The 23,575-nt window shown below is 56.8% G+C and carries 26 protein-coding genes; 12 read left to right on the top strand and 14 right to left on the bottom strand.

Going from position 1 to position 23,575, the window contains the following annotated elements; genetic code table 11:
• Window positions 1–37: 37 nt before the first annotated feature.
• On the bottom strand, window positions 38–295 hold the full coding sequence (locus NMG10_RS10145; RefSeq protein WP_254464302.1) for a hypothetical protein: 258 nt from the start codon (window positions 293–295) through the stop codon (window positions 38–40).
• A gap of 453 nt (window positions 296–748) precedes the next feature.
• On the opposite strand from NMG10_RS10145, the gene NMG10_RS10140 reads away from it, so the two are divergent.
• Window positions 749–991, top strand: coding sequence for a hypothetical protein (locus NMG10_RS10140; protein ID WP_254464301.1), 243 nt, complete (start codon window positions 749–751; stop codon window positions 989–991).
• 223 nt (window positions 992–1,214) lie between these two features.
• Here NMG10_RS10140 and NMG10_RS10135 read toward each other — a convergent pair whose 3' ends face one another.
• Both NMG10_RS10135 and NMG10_RS10130 read right to left on the bottom strand, forming a co-directional pair.
• Entirely contained in the window at window positions 1,215–1,928 is a 714-nt protein-coding gene (locus NMG10_RS10135; protein WP_186712431.1) for a tellurite resistance TerB family protein, read from the bottom strand.
• A gap of 166 nt (window positions 1,929–2,094) precedes the next feature.
• A complete protein-coding gene (locus NMG10_RS10130) occupies window positions 2,095–2,490 on the bottom strand; it encodes a RidA family protein (RefSeq protein WP_254464300.1) in 396 nt (131 codons plus the stop codon).
• A 140-nt stretch (window positions 2,491–2,630) separates the two neighbouring features.
• Here NMG10_RS10130 and NMG10_RS10125 point away from each other — a divergent pair, with 140 nt between their 5' ends.
• The 3 genes from NMG10_RS10125 (at window position 2,631) to NMG10_RS10115 (ending at window position 5,259) form a co-directional block, all read left to right on the top strand.
• Window positions 2,631–3,545, top strand: coding sequence for a LysR family transcriptional regulator (locus NMG10_RS10125; protein WP_254464299.1), 915 nt, complete (start codon window positions 2,631–2,633; stop codon window positions 3,543–3,545).
• A gap of 638 nt (window positions 3,546–4,183) precedes the next feature.
• Window positions 4,184–4,726 (top strand): hypothetical protein, encoded by a 543-nt coding sequence (locus tag NMG10_RS10120; RefSeq protein ID WP_254464298.1) that lies wholly within the window; start codon window positions 4,184–4,186, stop codon window positions 4,724–4,726.
• 311 nt (window positions 4,727–5,037) lie between these two features.
• A complete protein-coding gene (locus NMG10_RS10115) occupies window positions 5,038–5,259 on the top strand; it encodes a hypothetical protein (RefSeq protein ID WP_254464297.1) in 222 nt (73 codons plus the stop codon).
• A 457-nt stretch (window positions 5,260–5,716) separates the two neighbouring features.
• Here the strand turns inward: NMG10_RS10115 and NMG10_RS10110 are convergent, their stop codons facing one another.
• Window positions 5,717–6,652, bottom strand: coding sequence for a LysR substrate-binding domain-containing protein (locus NMG10_RS10110; protein WP_254464296.1), 936 nt, complete (start codon window positions 6,650–6,652; stop codon window positions 5,717–5,719).
• Between the two features lie 123 nt (window positions 6,653–6,775).
• Between NMG10_RS10110 and NMG10_RS10105 the strand changes: the two genes are divergently transcribed.
• On the top strand, window positions 6,776–7,411 hold the full coding sequence (locus tag NMG10_RS10105; protein WP_254464295.1) for a glutathione S-transferase family protein: 636 nt from the start codon (window positions 6,776–6,778) through the stop codon (window positions 7,409–7,411).
• Window positions 7,412–7,432: 21 nt separating this feature from the next.
• Window positions 7,433–8,458 (top strand): LLM class oxidoreductase, encoded by a 1,026-nt coding sequence (locus NMG10_RS10100; RefSeq protein WP_232856087.1) that lies wholly within the window; start codon window positions 7,433–7,435, stop codon window positions 8,456–8,458.
• 142 nt (window positions 8,459–8,600) lie between these two features.
• On the opposite strand, the gene NMG10_RS10095 is transcribed toward NMG10_RS10100, so the two are convergent.
• The 5 genes from NMG10_RS10095 to NMG10_RS10075 form a co-directional block, all read right to left on the bottom strand.
• On the bottom strand, window positions 8,601–9,575 hold the full coding sequence (locus NMG10_RS10095; RefSeq protein WP_254464294.1) for a biotin-dependent carboxyltransferase family protein: 975 nt from the start codon (window positions 9,573–9,575) through the stop codon (window positions 8,601–8,603).
• Window positions 9,572–10,444 (bottom strand): allophanate hydrolase subunit 1, encoded by an 873-nt coding sequence (locus NMG10_RS10090; protein WP_028690765.1) that lies wholly within the window; start codon window positions 10,442–10,444, stop codon window positions 9,572–9,574. The genes NMG10_RS10095 and NMG10_RS10090 overlap by 4 nt, the downstream gene beginning before the upstream one ends.
• Window positions 10,441–11,814: an acetyl-CoA carboxylase biotin carboxylase subunit gene (locus tag NMG10_RS10085; RefSeq protein ID WP_254464293.1), complete on the bottom strand. Its 1,374-nt coding sequence runs from the start codon at window positions 11,812–11,814 to the stop codon at window positions 10,441–10,443. The genes NMG10_RS10090 and NMG10_RS10085 overlap by 4 nt, the downstream gene beginning before the upstream one ends.
• Window positions 11,815–11,824: 10 nt before the next feature.
• Complete coding sequence (locus tag NMG10_RS10080) at window positions 11,825–12,070, bottom strand: acetyl-CoA carboxylase (protein ID WP_110737685.1); 246 nt, start codon at window positions 12,068–12,070, stop codon at window positions 11,825–11,827.
• Window positions 12,071–12,164: 94 nt separating this feature from the next.
• Window positions 12,165–12,923 carry a 5-oxoprolinase subunit PxpA gene (locus NMG10_RS10075; RefSeq protein ID WP_234560957.1) on the bottom strand — a complete coding sequence of 253 codons (759 nt, stop codon included), beginning with the start codon at window positions 12,921–12,923 and terminating at the stop codon, window positions 12,165–12,167.
• A gap of 125 nt (window positions 12,924–13,048) precedes the next feature.
• Here NMG10_RS10075 and NMG10_RS10070 point away from each other — a divergent pair, with 125 nt between their 5' ends.
• A complete protein-coding gene (locus tag NMG10_RS10070) occupies window positions 13,049–13,966 on the top strand; it encodes a LysR family transcriptional regulator (protein WP_203652519.1) in 918 nt (305 codons plus the stop codon).
• Window positions 13,967–14,453: 487 nt separating this feature from the next.
• Here the strand turns inward: NMG10_RS10070 and NMG10_RS10065 are convergent, their stop codons facing one another.
• The 5 genes from NMG10_RS10065 to NMG10_RS10045 form a co-directional block, all read right to left on the bottom strand.
• The gene (locus tag NMG10_RS10065; protein WP_254464292.1) at window positions 14,454–14,693 is read right to left on the bottom strand and encodes a hypothetical protein; all 240 of its coding nucleotides are present in this window, start codon (window positions 14,691–14,693) and stop codon (window positions 14,454–14,456) included.
• Between the two features lie 235 nt (window positions 14,694–14,928).
• A complete protein-coding gene (locus tag NMG10_RS10060; protein ID WP_324256549.1) occupies window positions 14,929–15,093 on the bottom strand; it encodes a hypothetical protein in 165 nt (54 codons plus the stop codon).
• 329 nt (window positions 15,094–15,422) lie between these two features.
• Window positions 15,423–16,829 (bottom strand): cytosine permease, encoded by a 1,407-nt coding sequence (locus NMG10_RS10055; protein WP_254464291.1) that lies wholly within the window; start codon window positions 16,827–16,829, stop codon window positions 15,423–15,425.
• Window positions 16,830–17,248: 419 nt separating this feature from the next.
• A complete protein-coding gene (locus NMG10_RS10050; RefSeq protein ID WP_254464290.1) occupies window positions 17,249–17,989 on the bottom strand; it encodes an amino acid permease in 741 nt (246 codons plus the stop codon).
• The gene (locus NMG10_RS10045; protein WP_254464289.1) at window positions 17,952–18,659 is read right to left on the bottom strand and encodes an amino acid permease; all 708 of its coding nucleotides are present in this window, start codon (window positions 18,657–18,659) and stop codon (window positions 17,952–17,954) included. The genes NMG10_RS10050 and NMG10_RS10045 overlap by 38 nt, the downstream gene beginning before the upstream one ends.
• A gap of 367 nt (window positions 18,660–19,026) precedes the next feature.
• On the opposite strand from NMG10_RS10045, the gene speB reads away from it, so the two are divergent.
• The 5 genes from speB (at window position 19,027) to NMG10_RS10020 (ending at window position 23,511) form a co-directional block, all read left to right on the top strand.
• Window positions 19,027–19,980, top strand: coding sequence for an agmatinase (speB, locus tag NMG10_RS10040; RefSeq protein WP_254464288.1), 954 nt, complete (start codon window positions 19,027–19,029; stop codon window positions 19,978–19,980).
• Window positions 19,981–20,060: 80 nt separating this feature from the next.
• Entirely contained in the window at window positions 20,061–20,891 is an 831-nt protein-coding gene (locus tag NMG10_RS10035) for a polysaccharide deacetylase (RefSeq protein WP_254464287.1), read from the top strand.
• A gap of 11 nt (window positions 20,892–20,902) precedes the next feature.
• On the top strand, window positions 20,903–21,826 hold the full coding sequence (locus NMG10_RS10030) for an NAD(P)-dependent oxidoreductase (RefSeq protein ID WP_203652511.1): 924 nt from the start codon (window positions 20,903–20,905) through the stop codon (window positions 21,824–21,826).
• Between the two features lie 13 nt (window positions 21,827–21,839).
• Window positions 21,840–22,565 carry an SDR family NAD(P)-dependent oxidoreductase gene (locus NMG10_RS10025; protein WP_203652510.1) on the top strand — a complete coding sequence of 242 codons (726 nt, stop codon included), beginning with the start codon at window positions 21,840–21,842 and terminating at the stop codon, window positions 22,563–22,565.
• A 52-nt stretch (window positions 22,566–22,617) separates the two neighbouring features.
• Complete coding sequence (locus NMG10_RS10020) at window positions 22,618–23,511, top strand: LysR family transcriptional regulator (RefSeq protein ID WP_203652509.1); 894 nt, start codon at window positions 22,618–22,620, stop codon at window positions 23,509–23,511.
• Window positions 23,512–23,575 lie beyond the last annotated feature (64 nt).

Genomic DNA, 23,575 nt, shown 5'->3' with positions numbered 1-23,575 from the left:
TGGCTAGATGATCGCCTAGGGGGCCGTGGCAGCCCTGTCAGTGCAATGTGTATGACGGCGGTCGCACACTCATCTGGAGCTGGGCCAAAGCCGACTCCAGCAGCATGCGGGTGGCATCAAGCTCGTGCATCATCGTCAGCATCACCAGAGTGGCCGGTGATTTCGGCAGGTGACTGAACGACTGATGGGCAACGGCCAGTGCGCACATGACGTACTCGGTGGCCTGGACGAGGGTGTCCTCGAGGAGATAGGAGGATTCGGTGGACGGGGGTGGATCCGGGACGATCTTGAGCATAAACACCTCGCAATGCATTAGTCAGACCGCCACCTCTTCACTTGCAGGTGAAGGGTGGCAGCTACGTGCAGGTCTGCAAGACCGGGGCATTACGAGGCGAAAACCCGGCTGACCAAAAGGCCACCCGCACGTAGCCACCATAAAGCGAGACCCACGACTCGACGCCGAGGCTCATGGTGAGCACCATCGTAATACCGCGCAGGCTTGCAGACCCGGTCGTTGATTTGGCAACGACCCAGCGAGACTAGCCGCCACTTCGAGGGCGCAACAGTGGCCAAAGCATGCTTCGGAAATGGACTACTCGAAATAGGGAAAATCTGATTCATCCCTGTAGGACGCGACGCGGGTCTCTCCCCTGCCCGTCTACCCAGCCCCAAAAAAGACGGTTTACATCTCACCCAGAGCTTGTAGAGAATCCCGCCACTTTTGGTCATCAGGTCTGAGAAGCTGCATATGCCCTACATCATGCAAGCTGCCATCCTTCTGGTACTGGGCGCACTGCTCGTTCAGCTTCTGAAACCATACCCCATACGCAAGTGGCTGGGCGTGGCGCTGTTGGCTGCGGGCCTGGTCGGCATCTTCAAATTCGACCAGCAGCAGGTGCCGGGCTTTGACCTGGAGCTGCTGGCGCTCCTGGCCGTGCCGTTGGGCGTGGTGCTGTTCGTGACGCGGCGACGGTTCATGGAGGTGGGCTGAAGCCCAGGTCAAGCTCTTGCAGGAGATCGCCGGGCCCTATGGGCTACGCAGTCGTGCAGGAAACAACGTTACAAGCATTACCAACGTGGGAGCGGGCTTGCCCCGCGATGCGGCGTATGGCACCGGCATTGCCGGTGATCGCGGGGCCAGCCCGCTCCCACGCAGCCCAACAACCAGGTTGCATTGAGAACAGCGCCTTGGATCAATGCCCACTTCGGATCGATCAGGCGGCGCCCTTCGCCTGCTGCTCCAGATGCACCTGCAACGTCGGATCGATCCCCAACGCACTGGCCAACTCATCAAGGTAGGCCCGCTCCGCATCCTGTTGGTCATCCACCAACATCACACTGGCCAGGTACATTTCCGCAGCCATGCCCGGGTCCTGGGCCGACTGCGCCACCTCAGCGGCATCGAGTGGTTTGCTGACTTCCTCATCCAGCCACTGCTGCAATTGCGGGTCGCTGGTGTGACGTTTGATTTCGGCGTAGATCAACTGTTCTTCCTGCGGGTCGATGCGACCGTCAGCCTTGGCTGCCGCAATCAGCGCACGCAAGATCGCATGGCTGTGATCTTCGGCCTCGGGGCCAGACAATTGATCCACGGTGCGCACGGCCTGTTGCGGGGCTGCCGCCTGGCTGCGCTGCCAACTTTGATAAGCCTGGAACGCCATCATGCCCAGCGACGCGAGAGCCGCGTAATTGACGCCACCAGCAGAGCGTCCCTGAGCGGAAGCGCCGGCGTTGCCACCACCGCCACCCAGAAGGCCGCCCAGTAAACCACCAAGACCACCACCACCCCCTGCTCCACTGCCGCCGCCAAGCAGCCCTCCCAGCAATCCACCCAGGCCATCTTGCGCTGACATGCCGCCGCGCCCTTGTTGCGCTTGCGAGCCCTGCCCGGCCCGAAGCAACTGTTCCAGTAGATCACTCGTGTTCATGGCACCGCCCTCGGTCGGTAGTCGTCGCCCAGACAAGCAACGATAGTCCCCTCAAGGCGAACCGCCATTACCGTCTGGCCGACGGGTAACCGGGGGCATACCAAGTGCAGCTAAATAGCACGAACGCTCCCTGCGACTTGAGTCGGAAGCAGGGGCTGGACCGCCTCTATTGCGGCAGTTTCGCGATCACCTTGATCTCGAAATCGAAGCCGGACAACCAAGTCACGCCAAGAGCGGTCACCGTGGGATAAGGCGCTTCCCCCCAATACTCGGCCGCCACCTCCCAGATGGTTTCGAATTTCGAGTCGGGATCGACCATGAAGATGGTCGTATCAACCGCATCCTCGAAACTACTACCGGCCTCGGCCAGGATCGCGTTGAGGTTGGCGAAGGCCAGACGAACCTGCGCCGCGAGGTCCGGCTCGGCCGAGCCATCCTTGCGGCTGCCGACCTGACCGGATACGAACAGAAAACCGTTGGAGCGAATCGCCGGCGAGTAGCGGTGCAGCTCGTACAAAGCATGGCGATCAGGTGGGGAAACGACATCACGTTTACTGGACATTGCCTACCTCGTTCTGGGCCATCGCGGCCCGGTGTTTACGGTGAGACCACTATAAAAAGGCCACCTACCTGGATAAACGGGCAGCTCTGGTCAGGACTGTTTGTATACTCCAAACAATCCAGGTGCGAACGAGGCGTGGAATGGACCGATTCGATGCAATGCAGGCGTTTGCCCGAGTGGTGGAAACCGGCAGTTTCACCAAGGCGGCCGCCACCCTGCACATGAGCAAGACCACTGTGACGCAGCTCATCCAGCAGCTGGAAGCGAGGCTGCGCGTGCGCCTGCTCAACCGCACCACACGCAAGGTCAATGTCACCGCCGACGGCGCGGCCTACTACGAACGCGTGGTCCGGCTACTGGTCGACATGGACGACGCCGAGACCAGCTTGTCCAGCGCGTCCATGACTCCGCGCGGACGGCTGCGGGTGGATGTACCCAGCCCGCTGGCGCGAATGCTGCTCATACCCGCCTTGCCGGAATTCTTTGCACGTTATCCAGAAATCCAGCTGACCGTGGGCGTGAGCGATCGCATCGTCGACATCATTGGCGAAAACGTCGACTGCGTGGTGCGTGGTGGCGAGATCACTGATCAGTCCCTGGTGGCAAGGCATGTGGGCGATCTGCAGCTCGGCATGTATGCCACGCCCGGCTACTTGCAGCGCCTCGGTACACCGGTGCACCCCCGTGAGTTAGAGGAAGGCCAGCACAAAACCATCGGCTTTCTCTGGTTTCGTACAGGTAAAACCTTGCCCTACGCGATGCAGCGAGGTGAGGAGCGCATAGAGGTCCAGGCCCGCCCGCAACTGACGGTCGATGACGGCAATGCGTACCTTGCCGCCGGCCTGGCTGGCCTGGGGATGCTCTGGCTGCCGCAGTACATGGCCAAGCCGCACCTGAGCAGCGGCGAGCTGCTGCCGCTGTTTGAAGACTGGCACATGTCGCCGATGCCGATGTATCTGGCCTTTCCGCCGAATCGCCATGTCAGCGCCAAGGTGCGGGTGTTTATCGACTGGATAATCGAGTTGATGGCCGAGCATGCGCCGGTGGTTGGGTGAAACGGGGGTAAAGCCGTTTCAGGATCAGGTACTCCAAATTTCCGCTGTTTCCCGTTTTCTGCCAGTGCAGTGGAGGGCAGCTATGAGTCAGAAGCGGCCGCTTACCGGTGACCGCTATCGACCCAAAGCGGTCCTTCGCCGAGGTCGGCAATCGGCCAGAAGCTGCCCTTCCACTCGAGCGCCACCGCTCAGCCACACACCATAGCCGCTCCCGCCAGGCTAAGCTGGCCCCTCGGTAGGCTGAATGTCTCCAGGCGCCTTTATCAAATTTCAGTATCCAAAGTTGTGCAGTCCTCCCAAAAAGAGCGCCCGACTGAAGGATTTAAATATCATATTGAAATAAAAACATGAAATATGCCTGCAAATCTGAATAAGCATGCCAATCTTAAAACCTTGAAGTCAGGCTGCGCCGCGAGGCAATTATCTGAAAAATCTAGAAGTTTGAACGACATCGAATAGAACAAGTCGCTCGTCATACTCCTATGCTTTTTTATCGCCCTCCTCTCCGTGTCACAAATCGTCTGCTAGCCTTTCTATGGCTTATCAATCAGAATCGTATACTAAATTTTTTGTTGGCTTTATGGAGTAGGGTTTGGTAGCGACTGGCTTATACCAGTAACCTTTGGAGAGATCTTTTCATGAGTCAGAAAGAGGGTAAAATAGTTAAAGGCGTACATCTATCGTCAATCCAAGCGCTGGAAGCAAAAATTGATAGATTAGGTCATCTGCTTGAGGGGCGCCCGAATGAAAGTAAAACTCAGATATGGCATCCGAAATGTCTAGTTGAGATGCAGATCTCGAATGAAAGTAATTTTGTCGCGGAGTTCATGACGGAGGAGGCCGTTCCTTCATCGCTACTTGATCTAAGGTTTCCTTCGTGGACGTATTACTGGCAGCGAAATTTCGTTGGCAATGCTTTTACAGAGTATTATGGATCGGTATTCGTGATTCGAAAGGATACTGGCGCGATTTTAACTTGGAACCTAATCGAAAGCGCATCGATACAGGCTACTGATCTCCCTCCTTGGTCTAAAAGCCCTTACTACAACCACCAAACAAATAGCTCGCAAGTATCATTTGGCACGGGGAAAACGGATAGCATTGCACATCATGTGAGCAGCTGCATTAATTGTTACGCTAACTGGGGGTCCATTAGCTACACTTGGAGCTCTGATGCTTAGATTGATGCCATCGTCGAGCTTCATGGTTAAAATTAGCGCTCTAGATAGGCAGATAAAGGAACAAAATAGGTGCGTTTCTATTGATTGGCTCTAGCTCAATTAGTTAAATTCGCATTATTTTGCTTGTTTGCTTTACTGTAAGCTCGAGCTAAGCAGCCAGATATTTCTCTAGATATTTGCATGAGTCGCTCTTATCGTCGTAACGGATAAAAATTAGCTATACAGATCTAGATGTGCAGCCGTGAAACCAGCGATTTCGAAAGTACAAGCTGCAAACAGATAGCGATCTGTCAATTTACGGAGTACACCGCGTGAGTATCTTGGAGAGATTGCGAAAGGAAATAGCTCAAGCAAATTCTTTACAACGCAAAAATTTAATTTTTGAGGTGACAGAAGAAGAATTTGAAGGACTGAAGCTTTTAGCTGCGTCGGGCAATGGTGGCGATGTCGTTAACAATGGTTTTATGACAGACCCAGCATCTCCAAATGTACAAATCATGGTAAACGGACAACTACGAGTGCTAACTAATTGACCGCTGGGGCAGGTTATATTATTACCTTCTGATTTCCTAGGCGCATTTGACCTGTGCTTTTGACCGACTCTTTTTCAGATGTGAATGATAAAGGCCGCCAGCGGACTACCCAACGGCCTACGGTCATCTCAACGTCAACGCGGGGTTAATTTGGCGCGGTCGCTTACTTGGCGGCCAGTTCCAAGGCCACCACGTCATCCATCACCAAATGCTCGAAGACTGCCATCAAAGCAGTCTCGACCTCCTTATCGCTGATCTGGTGTAGCAATGCATTCGTCTGTGATGCTCGAATTTGCGGCTGGTGATAAAGAAGTGCGAAAGCCTGAGCGTCAGCTTTTGGCCGTTATCTGCCCTTCCCGGAGGGCAGCTTTGGGTCGTTAGGTGTCAGTTGCCGTCGCACACCTGAGCTCCACCACTCCAGCCCCCCACTGCCCGCATTAGCTCTGCCATTGACACCCTACAACGAGATACCTGAGTCAGACTCTCCAGCACGACCACCCAATGCCATCTCAGCCTCAACCCGCGCTTGTATCCACTCAACAAACGCACGCACCTGCACTCGCCGCATATTCTCCCCGCGACCAACCAGGTAATAAGCAAACCGCGAGGGCCAAGCCCGGTCCAGCGCCACCACCAACCTGCCACTTCGCAGATCCTCTTCGGCATGCTGCGCCTGTACCAGGGCAATACCCTGCCCACTGACAGCCGCACGCACCAACAGCAGATCCTCGTCAAAGCTCGGCCCCCGGCGACTACGGTGATCGGGCTCGACACCATGAGCCTGCAACCACAGCGTCCAGTCGGCTCGATCAGCATCCTGCAGGAGTGGGTAGTGCAAGCAGTCCTGCGGCGCCTCCAGAACCGGCCCGCCAGCAAGCAGACCAGGGCTGGCCACCGGTAGCAGCACAGGCGCCAGCAGCGGTATCGACTCCAGCCCCGGGTAATCCCCCAGGCCATGACGCAGGGCAATATCGACAGGCTCCCGGTGCAGGTCGACAAGCTCGGCCGTGGACTGCACCTGCACATCGATCTCCGGGTGCAGCGCATTGAAGTCCGCCAACCGCGGTACCAGCCAACTGGACGCGAATGACGGCTGGGTGCTGATCGTCAGGGTGTTGGCCCGCGTCAGCACTTGAAGATCGAGCAGCGCGCTTTCGATCTGGCCAAACCCGCGTGACAGCCCCGGATAAAGGCTCGCGCCCGCCTCCGTGAGCTGCACGCCATAACGGCTGCGGGTCAGCAAGGTAACCCCGAGGCGATCCTCCAGCAGGCGAATCTGTTGACTGATAGCGCCCGGGGTCACGCCCATGCGCTCGGCGGCGGCCTTCAGGCTGCCCAGGCGAGTGGTTTCGGAAAAGGCACGCAACGCGAGCAACGGCAACACGGCACCCATGCAATACCAACCTTAGAAAAACTGATCTGAGTAAGTGGAATGATCGTTCGTAAACCACCTGGATGATACCTAGCATAGCGTTGTGCCAGACACATTCGAATCAGTTTTATTAAGGTGAACAACATGCAGGACCCTGCGTTTGTGCTTTATACCGACAGCTCCCCCAACGGTTTCAAGATCACCATTGCCCTCGAGGAGCTGGGGCTGCCTTATCACCTGGTCCACGTGAACATCGACCTGGGCGAGCATCGCCACGAAGACTTCCTGGCACTCAACCCGGCAGGTCGCATCCCGGTGCTGGTAGACCGCAAAGCCGGCATCGTGCTGTTCGAATCAGCCGCAATACTGTTGTACCTGGCACAACACAGCGGCCAGCTGCTCGAACAGGCCGCGCAACCGCGTTGGGCGGCAATCACCTGGCTGATGTACCACAGCGCCAGCATGGGCCCGTTGCTGGGTCAGCGCGTGCACTTCGAGTGCTTCGAGCCCATCCCCAATCCTGCGGCGCAGAAGCGCTACCGCGCCCTCACCGAGGATGCCTTCGCACTTCTCGACCAGCAGCTTGCAACCCGCCCATGGTTGGCCGGCGAATCCTATTCGATTGCAGATATCGCCAGCTTCGCCTGGCTGCACATCGCCGAGATCGTTGGCTTCGACTTCAGCTCCTACCGCCACCTGAATCGCTGGTACCGACAGATCGAGCAACGTCCCGCCGTGCAGCGCGGCATTCGTCTCCCGGCGCCAGCCACCGGCCCCTGACTCCCAAACCAAGGAATGTCCATGACCCCTATCAGCACCCAGGGCGCCAGCGCCGATGCCTTCGCCCTGCATCCCGGTTACCGACGTATGTTCGCCCACGGTCAGTTGACCCTGGGCATCTTCCTGCCGCTTCGTTTCTATGACGGCGATATGGGCGTGCTGCACGGACAGGCGCAACTGCTCAGCGAGATCGACCGCCTGGGCTTTGCCGCCGCCTGGGTACGTGATGTGCCCTTGTACGACCCTGCCTTCGGTGATGCCGGCCAGGTATTCGATCCGTTCACCTACCTGGCCTATCTGACGGCCCATACCCGCAGGATCACCCTGGCAACCGGCAGCGCGATTTTCACGCTGCGTCACCCTGTCGACCTGGCGAAAGCCGCGACCAGCGTGGACTGTCTGTCAGGTGGACGCCTGGTGTTGGGCATCGCCTCGGGCGATCGACCGGTGGAGTTTCCGGCCTATGGCCTGACCCATGACGGTCGAGGGGAGCGCTTCGCGCAGAGCGTGGACTACTTCCGCCGACTGCTGGCCGGCCATCCTGCACCGATCCATTCGCCACTGGGACAGCTTGATGGCGCCCAACTGCTCCCCAAAGCCGTCACTGGACGGATCCCGCTGCTGGTGACCGGTTCATCGCGCCAGTCCTTGCAATGGCTTGGCGAGCAGGCCGACGGCTGGATCACCTACCCCGACACCACCCACAATATCCTTGGCCCTCGGCGCCTGGCCGAGAAGATCAGTGCCTGGCGGGCGCTCATTCCCGATGGAGGCTTCCGCCCGCATGTCACCAATGAATGGATCGACCTGGATGAGGACCCGACCTTCCCTCGCACGCCGCAACAAGGCGGCTACGTGTTGCGCACCGGTCGAAACGGCCTGATCGATTTGCTGCATGAGTGGCGTGACGCCGGGGTCAATCATGCGGCACTGGGCATGCAGATGGCGCGGCGCCCGCCGTTGGAAATCATCCAGGAACTGGCCGAAGAAGTGCTGCCGCTGTTTCCTGCGCTGGCAGGTCCAGAACCTCATGCGCAAGCCTGGTAGCCGAGGCCAGACCATCACTGACGGCTGATACCGACCTTGCGCGGCGCCGCAAGTCAGAGGTTGAAGCGCGGGCAGCCGCCCCGTAACGAAGGGCGGCGTTGGCTTACCTTTTTGGCTTTACCCGCGCAGTGCGGCGGGCAGATCAGGAAGGGAACAGCTTACTCAGACAACTGAGTTTTTTCTTGTAGGACCGTCGGGCTTGCAGCGCCTCTTCCAGCGTCACCGCAACGAAGCGGGCCTTCTGGTTGGGTTGCATCTGGCCGACCAGGTCGAGGTCGGCGCTGATCACCGTGCCGATCATCGCGTAGCCGCCACCGGACACCGCATCGCGGTGCAGAATGATGGGCTCGAGCCCTGCCGGCACCTGGATCGAGCCGATCGGGTAGCAGCTGTCGACGATATTCGAAGGGTCGGAGCCTGCGCCGAATGGCTGCTCGCGAGGCTGGAAGCTCAGCGGGCTGCCGCCCTTGAAGCGATAGCCGATGCGATCTGCCTCCGAGCCGACGGTCCAGGCTTCGGCGAAAAAGCTGTCCGCCGCCGCCAGGGTCAGGCGATCGTAGTACAGCCCAGGTACCACCCGCAGGGTGATCTCCCCTCCCAGCGACTGTCGCAACGCCATGGGCAGACTCGCCCCGACACGCCCCTTGCCGCTGGCGGTGCCGATCGGCAGTTCATCACCCATCACCAGCCTGCGCCCCTGAAAACCACCCAGCGCCCCCAGCGCGTAGGTGGAACGACTGCCGAGCACCACCGGCACATCGATACCGCCGGCCACCGCCAGATAAGCCCGTGCGCCAGCCTTGGGAAAATCGAAACGCAGCACTTGCCCGGCCTTCACTTCGAAGGCGGTGTCCAAGTGCATGTCCACGCCATCGACCTTCGGCGTCATCTGCGCACCACATACCGCCACCAGGGCGTCCTGCTGAAACTCCAGCTCCGGCCCCAGCAAGGTGCACTCCAGCGCCGCCGAATTGGCCGGATTGCCCACCAACTGGTTGGCCGCGCTCAGGGCGTACTGGTCCAGCGCCCCGGAAGGCGGGATACCCAGATGGTAGTAGCCTTCACGGCCGAGGTCCTGCACCGAGGTGGCCAGACCGGGTTTGAGCACCTTGATCATGCCAGCACCTCCTGCAGCGACTTGGGATAGCCGATCGGGTCGGCGAGGAACGCATCGAGCGAGAACTCCACCGGACGGATGCGCAAATCGAAGCGCCCGGCTTCGACCTCGGCCACGGCATGGTCATAGGCATCGCGGTCCATCGGCTTGAACTGCACGATGTCGCCGGGACGGAAGAACACCATGTGTTCCTTCAGGTACGCCAGGTTCTGCTGCGGGTCGTAGATCGGTGCCGGAGTGACGCCAAACATCTGGTAGCCACCAGCGCCACGTACCGAGTAAATGCAACCGAAGCAGCCACCATGGCCAAGGGTCAATTTCGGCGTGTCGGTACGCGGTCGCAGGTACTTGGGCACCTGCAACTGGCGTTCGCGCTCGACCATCTGGAACATGAACGGCAGCCCCGCCACGAAGCCCACCATCGAAACGAACCACGGCGCGCCACTGTGGGCGGCGATGAACGCCTCGACGTCGGCCAAGCCGTTGATGCGCGCGGCGTACTCGAGGTCCGTGGCATTCGGGTCCTGGTGGCGGTCGCGAAAGCGCATCAGGGTTTCGTGGGTCCAGGGATCGTTGTAGAGCACCGGGATTTCGATTATCCGGGTGTGCAGGGTGCGCTCGGCCACGGCCTGGGCCTCGGCCCCCTTCACCGCTTCAAGCAGATCGGCCGGCGCGATGCGATCCGGGTCAAAGCGGATCTGGAACGAGGCGTTGGCCAGGCACACGTCGAGCACTCCATCGAGGGCCAGACGCTCCACCGCGCGGGTGACCGCCATGCCCTTGAAGAAGGCCTCAAGGGACATGCTGTCGCTGACTTCGGCAAACAGATGTTCGTCGGCGCCAAAGCTGTAGCGAATCGGACTGCTCATGCTGCACCTCCGCTGCGGCGCTCGGCCAGCCAGGTTTCCAACGTGCCGGTGTGGAAATCGGCGGTGTGCAACCAGGGTTGCTCCAGCAGTTCGCCATGCAACGACAAGGTGCTGGCCATGCCGGTGAGCGTGGTCTGCTCAACCGCCAGTCGCGCGCGGACCAGGGCTTCGGCGCGATCACGACCATGAACGATCAGCTTGGCCAGCAGCGAGTCATAGTATGGCGGCACCCGGTAGCCTTCATACAGATGGCTGTCGACCCGCACGCCCTCGCCTTGTGGCCAGTTCAGCGCTTGCACAAGCCCTGGGCTTGGGAAGAAATCCCGCGCGGGGTCTTCGGCGTTCAGGCGCATCTGCAGGGCTGCGCCGTTGATCTTGATATCGCTTTGCTTGAGTCCCAGTGGCTCGCCACCGGCAATGCGCAACATGGCTTGGACCAGGTCGATACCGGTGATCAGCTCGCTGACCGGATGTTCCACCTGGATCCGTGTGTTCATTTCGATGAAGAAAAACTCGCCGGTGGCGTCGTCGTACAGGTATTCAAGGGTGCCGGCGCCCTTGTATCCCAGCGCCTCGGTCAGGCGCACGGCGCTCGCGCACAGGGCCTCGCGCTGCTGCGCATCGAGGACCGGCGACGGCGCCTCTTCGAAGATCTTCTGGCGACGGCGTTGCAGCGAACATTCGCGCTCGAACAGGTGCACCGCCTGCTTGCCGTCGCCCAGCACCTGCACTTCGATATGCCGGGCCTTGCCGATGAAGCGCTCCAGATACACCGCGCCATTGCCAAAGGCGGCCTGGGCTTCGCGCTGGGAACGGGGGAATTCTTCGCGCAACTGTTGCAGGTTTTGCGCCAGGCGAATGCCGCGTCCGCCGCCTCCGGCCGAGGCCTTGATCAGCAGCGGGAAACCGACGGAGCTGGCGGCCTCGACCGCCGACTCCACATCGAACAGTTCATCGGCAGAACCGGGCACCACCGGCACGCCCGCCGCTTGCGCGGTGCGCCGGGCTTCGGCCTTGTCACCCATGCGGCGGATGGTCTCGGGGCATGGGCCGACGAAAATCGCCCCAGCCGCGAGTACCGCTTCGGCGAATTCGGCGTTTTCCGAAAGAAAGCCGTAACCGGGGTGCACCGCGTTGGCCCCGGTGGCCTTCAGGGCACCGAGCAAGGCCTCGACATTGAGGTAGCTCTTGTCAGCGCGGGCCGGGCCGAGGATGTGCACTTCGTCGGCCATGCGCGCGGCCTGGGAATCGACGTCTGCTTCGCTGCACGCCGCCACGGTTGGAATCCCCAGCGCTTTCGCGGCACGGATGATCCGCACGGCGATCTCGCCACGGTTGGCGATTAGCAGTTTACCAATGCCTTGGGTCATGGTCGTGCCCTCACGCGTCTTCGAGTGTAGCGATGGCCTGACCCGGCTCCACCGGATCACCGTCTTCGACCAGAAACGCGTCCAGACGCCCTGCCGTACCCGCGGTCAGTTCGGAAAACTGTTTCATGACCTCGATCAGGCCAATCACTGTGTCGGCGCTGACGCTGGCACCGGCCTCGACGTAGTTCGGCGACTCCGGGGTGGCCTTGCGGTAGAACGTCCCCGGCAATGGGGTGATGACTGTGTGCTGCGCCATGTCTGTTCCTCTTGGAATAGTTGTAGAAAGGCAGGCAAAAAATCTGTGTGTCGAGCAAACCCTGGCGTCTGCGTGCCAGGTGTCTTCGGTTGCGTTATCGCGGTGCGCGCACCTCGATCCCCGCGCCATCGAGCGCTTTGCGGGTGGCCTCGACCAGTGCCAGGGCACCGGGTGTATCGCTGTGCAAGCAGATGGAGTCGAACTCGATCGCCAGGTCTTCACCCTCCACCGTGCGCACCACGCCTTGCTGACAGGCACGCAGTACCCGCGCAGCGACTTGCGCGGGGTCGTAGGCACGCACATTGCGGGTGAAGACGATGGAGCCGCTGATGTCGTATTCGCGGTCGGCGTAGAACTCGCGGATCACTGGCTGGCCAAGCTCCTTGGCGATGCGCCAGATCGTCGAGTCGGGCATGCAATACAGCAGCAGTTCAGGCTCCAGGCGCTGCAGGTTTTCTACCAGCAAGCGCGCCGTTTCTTCGTCCCGGGCCAGGTGCATGTACAGCGCACCGTGAGGTTTGATGTGTTGCAGGGCCACGCCTTGAACTCGGGCGAGCTCACGCAGGGCGCCCAGCTGATACAGCATGTCGTCCACCAGCTCCTGGGCCGATGCAATGATGTGGCGGCGGCCGAACCCGACCAGGTCACGAAAGCCCGGATGGGCACCGACGGCCACGCCCAGGCGCTTGGCCTGCTCGACCGTGCGGCGCATGGTGCCGGGGTCGCCGGCATGGAAACCGGTGGCGATGTTGGCCGAGCTGATGAAGCCCATCAGTTCGTTGTCGACCCCGTCGCCGATCGTCCACGGACCGAAGCCTTCGCCCATGTCCGAATTGAAATCTACTGCCTGCATGACACGTGCTCCTGACGCTTGTGACTTCATGCAGAGCACGTTAAGTTCCAGCCACCCCCTTGGGAAGATCTATTATCCGAGGGGATATCTTCTGAAAATCAGATACCTCATCAAGCGGAGTGTTCATGTCACTGACCCTGCGCCAGGTTCGCTACTTCGTCGCCACGGCCGAGATCGGGCAAATCTCCCAAGCTGCGATTCATCTGAATATTTCCCAGTCGGCGGTGACCACTGCGATCAAGGAACTGGAGGGCATGCTCGGCACGCTACTGTTCCAGCGATCGGCCCAGGGTATGAGCCTGACCGATGCCGGACGGCACTTTCTCAATCGGGCCTACGTGATCTTGCGCAGCGTCGACGACGCCCTTAACAGCCCGCTGCCGGACGTTCGCGCCACCGGCCTGTTGCGGGTAGCGGCCAGTTACACGGTGATCGGCTACTTCCTGCCGCACCACCTGCAACGCCTGGAACACTGGCACCCGGACGTGGCCATCGAAGTGCACGAACGGGAGCGCCAGGCCATCGAGCAAGGCCTGCTGGAAGGCGAATTCGACATGGCGGTGGTGCTGACCTCGAACCTGACCCACCCGGACATCGTCTCGAAAACCCTGTTCAATTCCGAGCGCCGGCTGTGGCTGCCCAGTCATCACCCGCTGTGCGAACGCTCGGCCGTGAGCCTTGCCGACGTCACACAGGAGCCCTTCATCCTGCTTACCGTCGACGAAGCCGAACAAAGCGCCATGCGCTACTGGGAACATGCCCACCAGCAGCCCAACGTGCGAATCCGCACCAGCTCTGTGGAAGCGGTGCGCAGCATGGTGGCCAACGGCAGCGGCGTGGCAATCCTCTCCGACCTGGTACACCGCCCCTGGTCGCTGGAGGGTAAACGCATCGAAACGGTGACCATCACCGACAAGGTCACCCCCATGAGCGTCGGCCTGGCCTGGCATCGCGAGCGGGAATTCAGCCCGGCGATGCACGCGTTCCACAATTACTTCCACGACGCCTTCCTGGCGCCGCAACAACTTTCCGCACGGCGCTGAAAGCAAGGAAAGCCTATCCGAGTGATGGGCAGACGTGACGTTGCAAACGACCACCTTCGGTGGTTGTGAAATGGCGATTAAGACAGGCTGAGGAATGCATACATACTGGTGTTCTGTTGTGATGCCGCTATCGACCCATAGTCGGGCAGCTAACGGTCAGACACAGTCAGCTTTCAGCGCCGAAACTGCCTCAGCCAGTTGGCCATCGAAGTACTCCGTGCCATCGCGGGGCTCTGAATCCAACCGTCGCCTGGCCTCGACCAACAGTTGAGGAACTGCGATTCGCTGGCTCAGAAAAGTAGCGACCATGAGATCTGAAAGCTCTTCAAAAGGCGTGTCCCAGGCATCTCGACAACGCTGTAGCAACGTTGTCGACGCCGCACCTTTCCAAGGGCCGATGAGGCTGGATACTGTCGTCATTTGATCCATGGCTCCGATAGCAATTGCACAATTTCTGGCCCCAAACGGTTGTGTGAGGACTGTTTGCTCAGTGAAATGAGCGTACTCGCTGCCATTCCTTCCAGCACTCTTCTGGAGCGATGTCCTCATAACCCCGCTCTTTTTCCAACGCGACGGCGACACTGAAGGGTATTGCTGTCGCGGTTGCATTATCGCGAATCTCAAGCACCTCATCCTCGTTGAGCTGGGAGCCTTTGCGATCCTCCGCCGCCTTAAGCAGGGATACAAGCGCCGGAACAAAAACGAGACACAGCGGATCTGTGGACAAAGGTTTACCTCTTGCGAAGTTGATTGGGACTAAGGTTGCAGCTTATAGACCCGGGCAAGCACACGCAAAGCCCAACTACACCTTGGCTGCTTTGTCAGGCAGCCACGGCGATTCGCTATGGGTCGATGGAGCTCACTCGAGAATGGCCGCTTTCGACCCATAGCTGCCGTTCGAGGTGTCTACGAAACCGAGGTCAATTCAGTCCTAAATAATCACGATGAATCTTGCTAGGCCATCAATGAATCGGATCAGGCAGACTGCCGGCTTCCAACAACTGGAAACTAACTACGGCGCGATAAAGAGAATCTGCCAGCAATCTGAGCCGTTCTACCTCCTCCGGAGATTCCCCGCCATCTTGAGCATCTCGATGTGCCTTCATCGCTGCAAGGGCTTCGAGCATCAGTGGTTCGCCTGCTCTGGGCCTCTCTTCTAAGCTTCGTTTCATTCTCTGTTCATATCTCGCAGAATAATAATTAGGGACAGCAGAAGGCCGCTATCAAAACCTGGTATTCAGAAAATCAGCTTGTAAGCCGCTTTCATGCCGGAAGGTGGCGGTGAGCTTAGACTAAAAAGCTTGACGGGGCCTGAGCGTTCCCAGCCCCTCCATGCTTCGATAGTCAACCATTACTTACATCAAACTAATCTAGGCCGGCGAATAAAAGAGCTCCTCTCTGCCTAACTCACAGCCACCTAAAACATGATGCTCGCCCCTGAGCGAGCGTGCAGTTACTATGAAAGCACGCTGGATGAGATTTCAGTCTTGGCTCGTCTGGCTAGCACGTAGTACATAATCCCCGGAAAAATCAGTCCAATGATCCAAGATATGTCCACACCGCCCAGAAGCTCGACCAAGGGACCGGCATACAAAGTAGTTGCGATGAAAGGCATCTGTACCAAAACACCTATCACATAGGTAACGATGCCGACCCCATTCCACCGGCCATATTGCCCATCAGGGTCGAAGAGCGCCTTAAGGTTATACTCTCCCTTGTTGATGAAATAGAAATCAACGAGGTTGATCGCGCTCCAGGGTGTGAAAAACGCGAGCAAGAATAAAATGAACGATTTGAACGCTGCGATGAATGAGTCTTCGCCGACAAGTGCGACAGCCGTCGAGGCGCCTACAATACACAGCACGAAACCTATACGGTGCGCTTGGCTGATTACGACACTGCCTTTAAAGCCGCTTATGACGGTAGCTGCACACATGAAGCTACCATAAGCATTCAAGGTGGAGATAGTCAGCTTTCCGAACGCAATGCTAAAGTAAATCAACGCTGCGGCGAGGCCGGTGCTCCCTAGCCCTACGATAACCGATACCTCATGACCCGCAAAGTTTGATCCGGCTAGCGCAGCAGCGAACACCCCCAGAACCATGGAAGTCTGAGCTCCGATAACCGACCCAAGCCCAACAGCAAGAATAGTTTTGACTGAAGATGTTTCGCCCGGCAAGTAGCGCGAATAGTCTGCCACATAGGGTCCATATGCGATCTGCCAGGAAGCCGAAAGCGACACCGCAAGTAAAAATCTGCCCCATTCAAAATGCCGGATGGCCAGAAGTTGAGCGATATCGTGGTTCAAAGTTAGGCGAGCGAAGAGGTAGCAGAACGCAAGCACACCTACGACGCTCGCTGCTCGTCCAGCTAAATGGATAAACCGATACCCCATAATGGTCATCAACATTGTGAGGAAGGCGAAAATAAGGATGCCGCTGCTATTGCTGATACCAACCAGTTGGGCGACCGCCTGACCGGACAGAATGGCGCCGGTTGCATTGAAGCCCAGGTACATGAGCGCTACGAGAACGATGGGAATTGTAGCACCATAGACCCCAAACTGCACCCGGCTGGAAATCATCTGCGGAAGACCTAACTTTGGTCCTTGAGCGGCATGTAGGGCCATTACGCCTCCACCAAAAACCTGCCCAACCAGCAAACCGATCAGCGACCAAAAAACATCACCGCCGAGGACCACTGCCAGCGAACCGGTGAGTAGCGCTGTGATCTGTAAGTTGCAGCCTAACCACAACGTAAATTGACTATAGAGACTTCCATGTCGTTCGGACTCTGGAATATGATCTATAGAACGAGTTTCAATGAGCACTGGCTGCTGCGAGTCAATCTTGGCACTGGGCATATGCTCTCTCCACGGGCATAAAGACACTCCCGTAATTATTGTCAAGGCAAGAAATGGGCAGTAGCGAAAGCTGTTTGTGTCTTGAAATTACTTGCACTGCATTTCAAAGTGCTGTTTAACCATGATCAAATGCCCTCCGCAGTTGCTTGGTATCCTGGTCGTCAACTTTGGCTATTTTCTAGTCACGAGCTCGCAGTTAGGGAAGCTTTAAATCTTAGTATCGCGGGAAACGTATGGGATCTTCTTTTTTGAATCGACCCCCGCGAATCCCGCCAATGAGTAGGTCGTGGTACCCGACGAGATTCGCAAAGGCCGAACCGGTTGCTGCACTTAGCTATTTAGTGATTGTTAAGGCAGCCCATACTTAAGCTTCACCTACCAGTTAGCGTCGTGGATGCGACTGCAGAAAGCTAATCCACTTAGTTTATAATTGGTCGCAGCTTGCATAGCTTACTCAACAGCGCGATCAATGCACCACTCACAAGAGCAAATATGCCCAAATACCAAGCGGTGTAGATATCATCCGGCGAAACCGGACTAGCTCCGGCCAGATATCCAATATAACCCAGAACCAGCATCGCGAGAACAGCAGGCGCCGAGAGCATCAGAGCAACTTTCGGAGCATTTTTTTCCCAAGTTAAAACCAAAAATGCGATCAGAGCAAACACATAAGAAAGTACGAGAGTGATCGTAATCACATCGTAGTACCAGATGATATTGCTAATTGGCTTCCACCAAACTATAGCGATGCCTACAGTAGTCACCAAAGCAAGAGTTAATCGAGGCGCCTTGAATTTGTTTACAGCGCACAGTGCGGAAGGTAGATGGCCTTCTTCGCTCATCCGGTAAAGCGTTCTCGCCGCTGAGTTCGAAGAAATCTGCAAGCCAGCACAAGCAGACGTAATTACAACAAACAGGGCGATCCAGGACATTGATGAGGGCAAGTAAGTTTCCGCGATCGCCGAAATCGCGCCACCATTGCCGCTTTCTACGATAGAGGCAAGTTTATCTACGGGCACTGCGAATTGCCATCCAATCGCCGCAATACTGTAAATAATAAACGCAGATATCAAGACGATCAATAGCGAGCGCTGAACGGTTCGAACTGGAACCTTAGCTTCTTCAATGTAATTGATAGCCGAATCGAAGTTTGCCAACATCCATACACCAAACAATACGCCGGGGGGCTACTGCTGACCAATTATTCGCGGTAACCGAGTACATCGTGGCAACGGACAGATCGCTGACTTGCGGATTGATGATCCCCAACATACCCAGGCCTGCGACGACAACTATTTCAAATACAAGGAAAGTAGCTGCTACCCGTGCAGTCACAGCCACACCTCTGGATGAGACCATAAGAAACGTCAAAATCAACAGCGTACCAATTATCTTTGCCTGTAGCTCACCTTGAAGCGCGGGGAACAGCGCTTGAATGTACTGGGTTCCAATCAATGCACACATGGGTGTTACCGCCATGCACGCCAGGGCGTAGGTCCAGCCGAGCACTACTCCACAGCTGGGATGAATGAACCGGGAACAGAATGTGAACACTCCACCGGCGGACGGGGCATACCGAGTGAGCGAAACCAAGCAAATCGCTAGTACCAGCATGGGAAAGAAGAAGGCTATCAAAATTGCTAGGGGCGCCTGGTGACCGGAGATAGAGTACAGGATCGACATCGAAGATGCGGCAACCCAGGCTGGTGCATTGAACCCGAGAGCGGAGAAGACTATGTCTCTCGTACCAAGCTTGCCTTTGTTCAAGCCAGTCTCGATCTCCTTGATCGTGCCATTCCGGTCATACCCGATAAGGTCGTGTAGTTTCATGCTTGCTAGGTCTCGCTGTTGTTTTTAGATAACCCTACCCTGAAGGTACGGCCATACTCTGCAAGCACAAATCCTGAGAACCGAAAGTCAGCTTTTCGGAAAACGAAAATGCGTGGGTACTTTCGCGTCGGTGAAAGTCAGGTTGCGCATCACGGGATTTATTCCCTCTACCTCGCCTACCATCATGATTCAGCCCGCCGTGCTCTCAAAAAGGCCAAAAAATGCACAGGGACAAGCGATTGAGCCTTCACTGTCTGTGAGGCCATGACATTTGCTCTGCATTGTGCCGCTGAGAGCTCTGGTAACGCTTATCGGATCTTTCATTCGCGAATGTGCGCTCCTGAGGGCGCGCACATGGAGTAGACATATGCACAATGACTTCCCCCAGCCGCTGGACGCCGCTCTTATTCCGCGCTTTGCTGGCATCCCCAGCTTCATGCGCCTTCCTATCTTCGAAGACCCGAGCAGGGTGCAACTTGCGCTGGTGGGTGTCCCTTGGGACGGCGGCACAACAAATCGTGCCGGTGCGCGCCATGGGCCACGTGAAGTGCGAAACATGTCGAGCCTGATGCGTAAGGTCCATCACGTAAGCCGAATCGCCCCGTACGATCTCGTGCGCATTGGTGACCTGGGCGACGCTCCCGTTAACCCAATTGACCTGCTGGATTCGTTGAAGCGCATTGAAGCCTTCTTCCGCCAGATACACGAGGCCGGTACGGTCCCTTTGTCTGTGGGTGGAGATCATCTGGTCACGCTCCCTATTTTCCGGGCCTTGGCGCAGAACGGACCCATCGGGATGGTGCATTTCGATGCCCACTCCGATACCAACGATCGTTACTTTGGTGACAATCCCTATACCCATGGCACGCCATTCCGCCGAGCAATCGAGGAAGGTTTGCTAGATCCGAAGCGAACCGTGCAGATCGGTATCCGTGGCTCGATCTACTCAGCTGACGACGAAGCCTTCGCAGAAGAGTGCGAGATTCGTGTTATCCATATGGAGGAGTTCAGCGAAATTGGAGTGGAAGCGACCATTGCCGAAGCACGCCGGATCGTCGGTGACGGACCTACCTACGTCACGTTTGACGTCGACGTTCTCGACCCAGCATTTGCCCCAGGTACCGGTACTCCCGAAATTGGCGGCATGACCACACTGGAGGCACAACAGATTATTCGCGGCCTGCGCGGTTTGAATCTGGTTGGTGCGGATGTAGTGGAGGTCTCCCCACCTTTCGACCAAGGTGGTTCGACTGCGCTGGTGGGGGCCACAATGATGTTTGAGTTGATGTGCATCCTTGCTGAATCGATCGCCAAGCGTTGAGCGCCCGACCATTCTATCTCCACCACGTCTGACCAGCCCCAAAACCTAGAAGGCGTGTGTAGCTGAGGAGTACTTCTCCAATGATCATCTGGCCCAACAACAAACGCTTTGCTGCCACGCTCTCTTTTGACCTTGACGCGGAATCCTCCTGGGAGTCATCCAGCCTAAATGGCCGCCGTCTGTCGTTGCTGTCAATGGGAGCTTATGGCCGTCGCGTCGCAGTGCCTCGCTTACTTGACTTGCTCGAGCGATACAGCATCCAGGCACAGTTCTACATCCCTGGGCGGATTGCAGAAATTGATCCCGAGGTGGTACGTAGTATCGCCAAGGCCGGCCATGGCATCGGTTGCCATGGATTCTTTCATGAGCGCGTCGATGAAATGAACCCGGCCGAGAACCTGATAATTCTTAGGGACAGCAAGAATATTCTCGAGCAAACCATTGATCGGGAGGTCTGTCACTACCGAGCCCCCCTCTGGGAAATCACCCCAGATGTAGTTCAGTCACTGATCGACTTGGGATTCCATACCGACAGCAGTTTGATGGGAGATGATCGTCCATATCTCGTAGGCGGGCCTGAGCAGAGCCTTCTTGAATTACCCGTTAGCTGGCTGCTCGATGACTTCGAACAATTTGCCTACTCCGCCGAGCCTGCTGTTGGCGGGGTGATTGAAGAGCCAGACAAGGTCTATCGCATGTGGGCAGCTGAGCTTGCCGGCATGCGTGAGTTTGGCAGTCACTTCATGCTCACCATGCACCCTGAAGTGATCGGCAGACCGTCGCGACTAATGATGTTGGAGGACCTGATCCAGCTGATGCGCTCTCAAGAGGACCTATGGTTCTGCACCCCCGACTCTGTCTACTCACACTGGAAAGCCGGGAACATTGAGTTGCCCCTTCAGCCCTATTGAGGTTTCAACAAATGAACTATTTGGTAACCGGTTCAAATGGCTTTTTGGGCCAGGAAGTGGCACGTCAGTTGTTGGCTGCTGGTCATGCAGTACTGGGCTATGATCGAAGCCTTACCAGCGCGATCTCCGACAAAAAATACAGCTATGTCCAAGGGGATCTTGCCGATATCGCAACGCTGCTCCAAGCGTGCCAAGCGTTCAAGCCATCAGCGATCATCCATACCGCCGCGATTTCCCACCCTGTGGACTCTCGAAGGATTCCGCTCCAGACCGTACTCACAAATGCAGTCGGGACAACACATGTCTTCGAAACTGCTCGAATTAGCGGAGTTGGCCGGATTGTCAATCTAAGCTCGGAGTGTGCCTATGGCCATAATCTGGAACTTGGCGTAATAGACGAGTCCGCCGACCTTCAGCCCACCACCCCTTATGGTTGCACCAAAGTTTTCACAGAAAAGCTTGGCAAGGTATACAACGACCTGTATGGGATTGATGTGATTTCGCTCCGCCCCGGTTGGATCTATGGTCCAGGTCAATTCATGCAATGTTATCTCAAGTCTCTTCTGCGCAGCGCCATTGATGGTACCCCACACCATGATGAGGAGGGCGGTGACTACCTATTGCAATATGTACACGTCTCTGACGTCGCTAGAGCTTGTATCCTGGCTGCTGAAGTCCCAAGCGATCATCTGAAGCAACGCGTTTTCAACGTGACTGCAGGTGAACAAGAAAGCTATTCAGATGTGGCTCGTCGAGTAGCCCGTATGTTCCCCGATGCCAACATCGATATCGGCCCTGGGACCATCTCCGTTTTGGATTCGAACGCACGCTTCAGTATTGACGCGGCAATTGAGCAGTTGGGCTATAAGCCCCATTACACTTTAGGTGATGGCCTGGCCGGCTATGCAGACTGGCTAGCTCTTCATACTTATTGAACTGGATACTTGTATGAAAACTTATCTCGTAACCGGCGCAGCAAACGGAATCGGAAGGGCTATTGCATTGCGTTTAGGCAACGCCGGAGATACTGCAGTTTTGAATGACTTGGGTGATAGCGAGGCTCTTCAATCTCTCGTAGATGAATTACATCGTCGAGATATTAAGACTAACATAGTGCTCGGCGACGTATCCGATCCGGGTGCCGCTGAATATGCATTCACTGGTTTGGAACGATTGGACATCTTGGTCAACAATGCCGGGATTCTTTTCGAAAAGCCGATCACTGAGCTCACCTTTGAGGAGTGGGATAGGATGATTTGCGTTCATCTCCATGGCGCATTCCTATTTTCGAAAGGGGCTGCTGTCCTCATGCAGCGTCAGCGGAGCGGTGCAATCGTTAATATCTCTTCAGACCTTGGTCAGCTTGGCTGCGCCGATTTGTGCCATTACGCTGCCGCAAAGGGTGGAATCATCGCGTTCAGCAAGTCTCTAGCCCGGGAACTCGCCTCTTGGAATGTGCGAGTGAACTCCGTGGCACCTGGAGGCACTCTGACACCGATGGTCACCCGACTGGGTGAGGACTACATCCGAGAGGAGGCCGCGCGTTACCCTCTGCAGCGTTTGGGAACTGCCGAGGAAATTGCTAACGTGGTAGCGTTTATTGCTTCCGAGGAGGCCAGTTTCATGACCGGTCAAGTCCTTGGGGTGAACGGCGGTGGGGCGATGGTGGGCTGACGAACCATAGCGCTAGTCCGATAATACTCAATCTCTACGATGAGCAGAAAATATGCTAAGTACGCTGACTGATGTTGATCTGCGGATGTTACGAATTTTCTGCTCCATCGTTGAAGCAGGCGGTTTCACCGCCGCTCAAGCCCGATTGAACACCAGTCTACCGCGCCTGAGCGTGCTAGTGAGGGACCTAGAAATTCGCCTGGGATACTCCCTATGCTCGCGCGGCAAAGCGGGTTTTCAGCTAACAGAAGAAGGCCAGGCCACATACGTGGCGGCCCAAGAGCTGTTTGCCGATATCAATCGATTCCGCCAGCGTACGACAACTCTGCACGGTGGCCTACCTGATTTTCTGCAAATCGGGACGGTAGACAGTCTAATTACATGCGTAGAGGCGCCGCTTTCTCGGGCAATCGCTCTGTACAGAAAGGATTGTCCCACTACGCGTATCGACTTGCATATCATGCGGCCTGACGAGTTGGAGCAAGGCGTCCTCGAAGGGCGACTGCAACTTGCTATAGGCGCTTTTCACCATCGGCTCTCAGGACTTCACTACCAGTCGATGTTTGAAGAGGAGCAAAATCTTTATTGCAGCAGCGAACACCCGTTTTTCAGCCGTGATGACTCAGCACTCGGTATCGAAGAGATCTGTGCAGTTGATTACGTAGATCGTGGTTATATGGCGGAAAATCGTCGACCTCACGATCTGCGATTCAGTAAATCGATTAAAGCTTTCTCTATGGAAGCAATCGCGACATTGCTCCTATCCGGTACCTATATTGGCTACCTGCCTACACATTACGCGGCTGCTTGGGTAAAGGAAGGAAAACTTCGTGAATTACACCCGGAACGATTGTCGTACCGTTCGGAATTTCACTGCGCTACTCGTCAAGGGCAAGAGTCAAGGCCAGCGCTGACAAAATTCCTAGAGTGTTTATTTGGCTGCTGAAGCACTCAATAGCTTGTATTGCTGCAGCAATTAAATACTAATTTGATATCTTCGAATCCATTTC

It is taken from the genome of Pseudomonas sp. DVZ6 (assembly GCF_024259445.1).
Lineage (GTDB): Bacteria > Pseudomonadota > Gammaproteobacteria > Pseudomonadales > Pseudomonadaceae > Aquipseudomonas > Aquipseudomonas peradeniyensis.
The sequence above is the reverse complement of the archived record's forward strand: the minus strand, read 5'-3'. Positions and strand labels throughout refer to the sequence as shown.

Excerpts from the sequence above, each read along its gene's own strand:
- NMG10_RS10145 (WP_254464302.1), bottom strand. The coding sequence starts at position 295 with ATGCTCAAGATCGTCCCGGATCCACCCCCGTCCACCGAATCCTCCTAT.
- NMG10_RS10140 (WP_254464301.1), top strand. The coding sequence starts at position 749 with ATGCCCTACATCATGCAAGCTGCCATCCTTCTGGTACTGGGCGCACTG.
- NMG10_RS10135 (WP_186712431.1), bottom strand. The coding sequence starts at position 1,928 with ATGAACACGAGTGATCTACTGGAACAGTTGCTTCGGGCCGGGCAGGGC.
- NMG10_RS10130 (WP_254464300.1), bottom strand. The coding sequence starts at position 2,490 with ATGTCCAGTAAACGTGATGTCGTTTCCCCACCTGATCGCCATGCTTTG.
- NMG10_RS10125 (WP_254464299.1), top strand. The coding sequence starts at position 2,631 with ATGGACCGATTCGATGCAATGCAGGCGTTTGCCCGAGTGGTGGAAACC.
- NMG10_RS10120 (WP_254464298.1), top strand. The coding sequence starts at position 4,184 with ATGAGTCAGAAAGAGGGTAAAATAGTTAAAGGCGTACATCTATCGTCA.
- NMG10_RS10110 (WP_254464296.1), bottom strand. The coding sequence starts at position 6,652 with ATGGGTGCCGTGTTGCCGTTGCTCGCGTTGCGTGCCTTTTCCGAAACC.
- NMG10_RS10105 (WP_254464295.1), top strand. The coding sequence starts at position 6,776 with ATGCAGGACCCTGCGTTTGTGCTTTATACCGACAGCTCCCCCAACGGT.
- NMG10_RS10100 (WP_232856087.1), top strand. The coding sequence starts at position 7,433 with ATGACCCCTATCAGCACCCAGGGCGCCAGCGCCGATGCCTTCGCCCTG.
- NMG10_RS10095 (WP_254464294.1), bottom strand. The coding sequence starts at position 9,575 with ATGATCAAGGTGCTCAAACCCGGTCTGGCCACCTCGGTGCAGGACCTC.
- NMG10_RS10090 (WP_028690765.1), bottom strand. The coding sequence starts at position 10,444 with ATGAGCAGTCCGATTCGCTACAGCTTTGGCGCCGACGAACATCTGTTT.
- NMG10_RS10085 (WP_254464293.1), bottom strand. The coding sequence starts at position 11,814 with ATGACCCAAGGCATTGGTAAACTGCTAATCGCCAACCGTGGCGAGATC.
- NMG10_RS10080 (WP_110737685.1), bottom strand. The coding sequence starts at position 12,070 with ATGGCGCAGCACACAGTCATCACCCCATTGCCGGGGACGTTCTACCGC.
- NMG10_RS10075 (WP_234560957.1), bottom strand. The coding sequence starts at position 12,923 with ATGCAGGCAGTAGATTTCAATTCGGACATGGGCGAAGGCTTCGGTCCG.
- NMG10_RS10070 (WP_203652519.1), top strand. The coding sequence starts at position 13,049 with ATGTCACTGACCCTGCGCCAGGTTCGCTACTTCGTCGCCACGGCCGAG.
- NMG10_RS10060 (WP_324256549.1), bottom strand. The coding sequence starts at position 15,093 with ATGCTCGAAGCCCTTGCAGCGATGAAGGCACATCGAGATGCTCAAGAT.
- NMG10_RS10055 (WP_254464291.1), bottom strand. The coding sequence starts at position 16,829 with ATGCCCAGTGCCAAGATTGACTCGCAGCAGCCAGTGCTCATTGAAACT.
- NMG10_RS10050 (WP_254464290.1), bottom strand. The coding sequence starts at position 17,989 with ATGTTGGCAAACTTCGATTCGGCTATCAATTACATTGAAGAAGCTAAG.
- NMG10_RS10045 (WP_254464289.1), bottom strand. The coding sequence starts at position 18,659 with ATGAAACTACACGACCTTATCGGGTATGACCGGAATGGCACGATCAAG.
- speB (WP_254464288.1), top strand. The coding sequence starts at position 19,027 with ATGCACAATGACTTCCCCCAGCCGCTGGACGCCGCTCTTATTCCGCGC.
- NMG10_RS10035 (WP_254464287.1), top strand. The coding sequence starts at position 20,061 with ATGATCATCTGGCCCAACAACAAACGCTTTGCTGCCACGCTCTCTTTT.
- NMG10_RS10030 (WP_203652511.1), top strand. The coding sequence starts at position 20,903 with ATGAACTATTTGGTAACCGGTTCAAATGGCTTTTTGGGCCAGGAAGTG.
- NMG10_RS10025 (WP_203652510.1), top strand. The coding sequence starts at position 21,840 with ATGAAAACTTATCTCGTAACCGGCGCAGCAAACGGAATCGGAAGGGCT.
- NMG10_RS10020 (WP_203652509.1), top strand. The coding sequence starts at position 22,618 with ATGCTAAGTACGCTGACTGATGTTGATCTGCGGATGTTACGAATTTTC.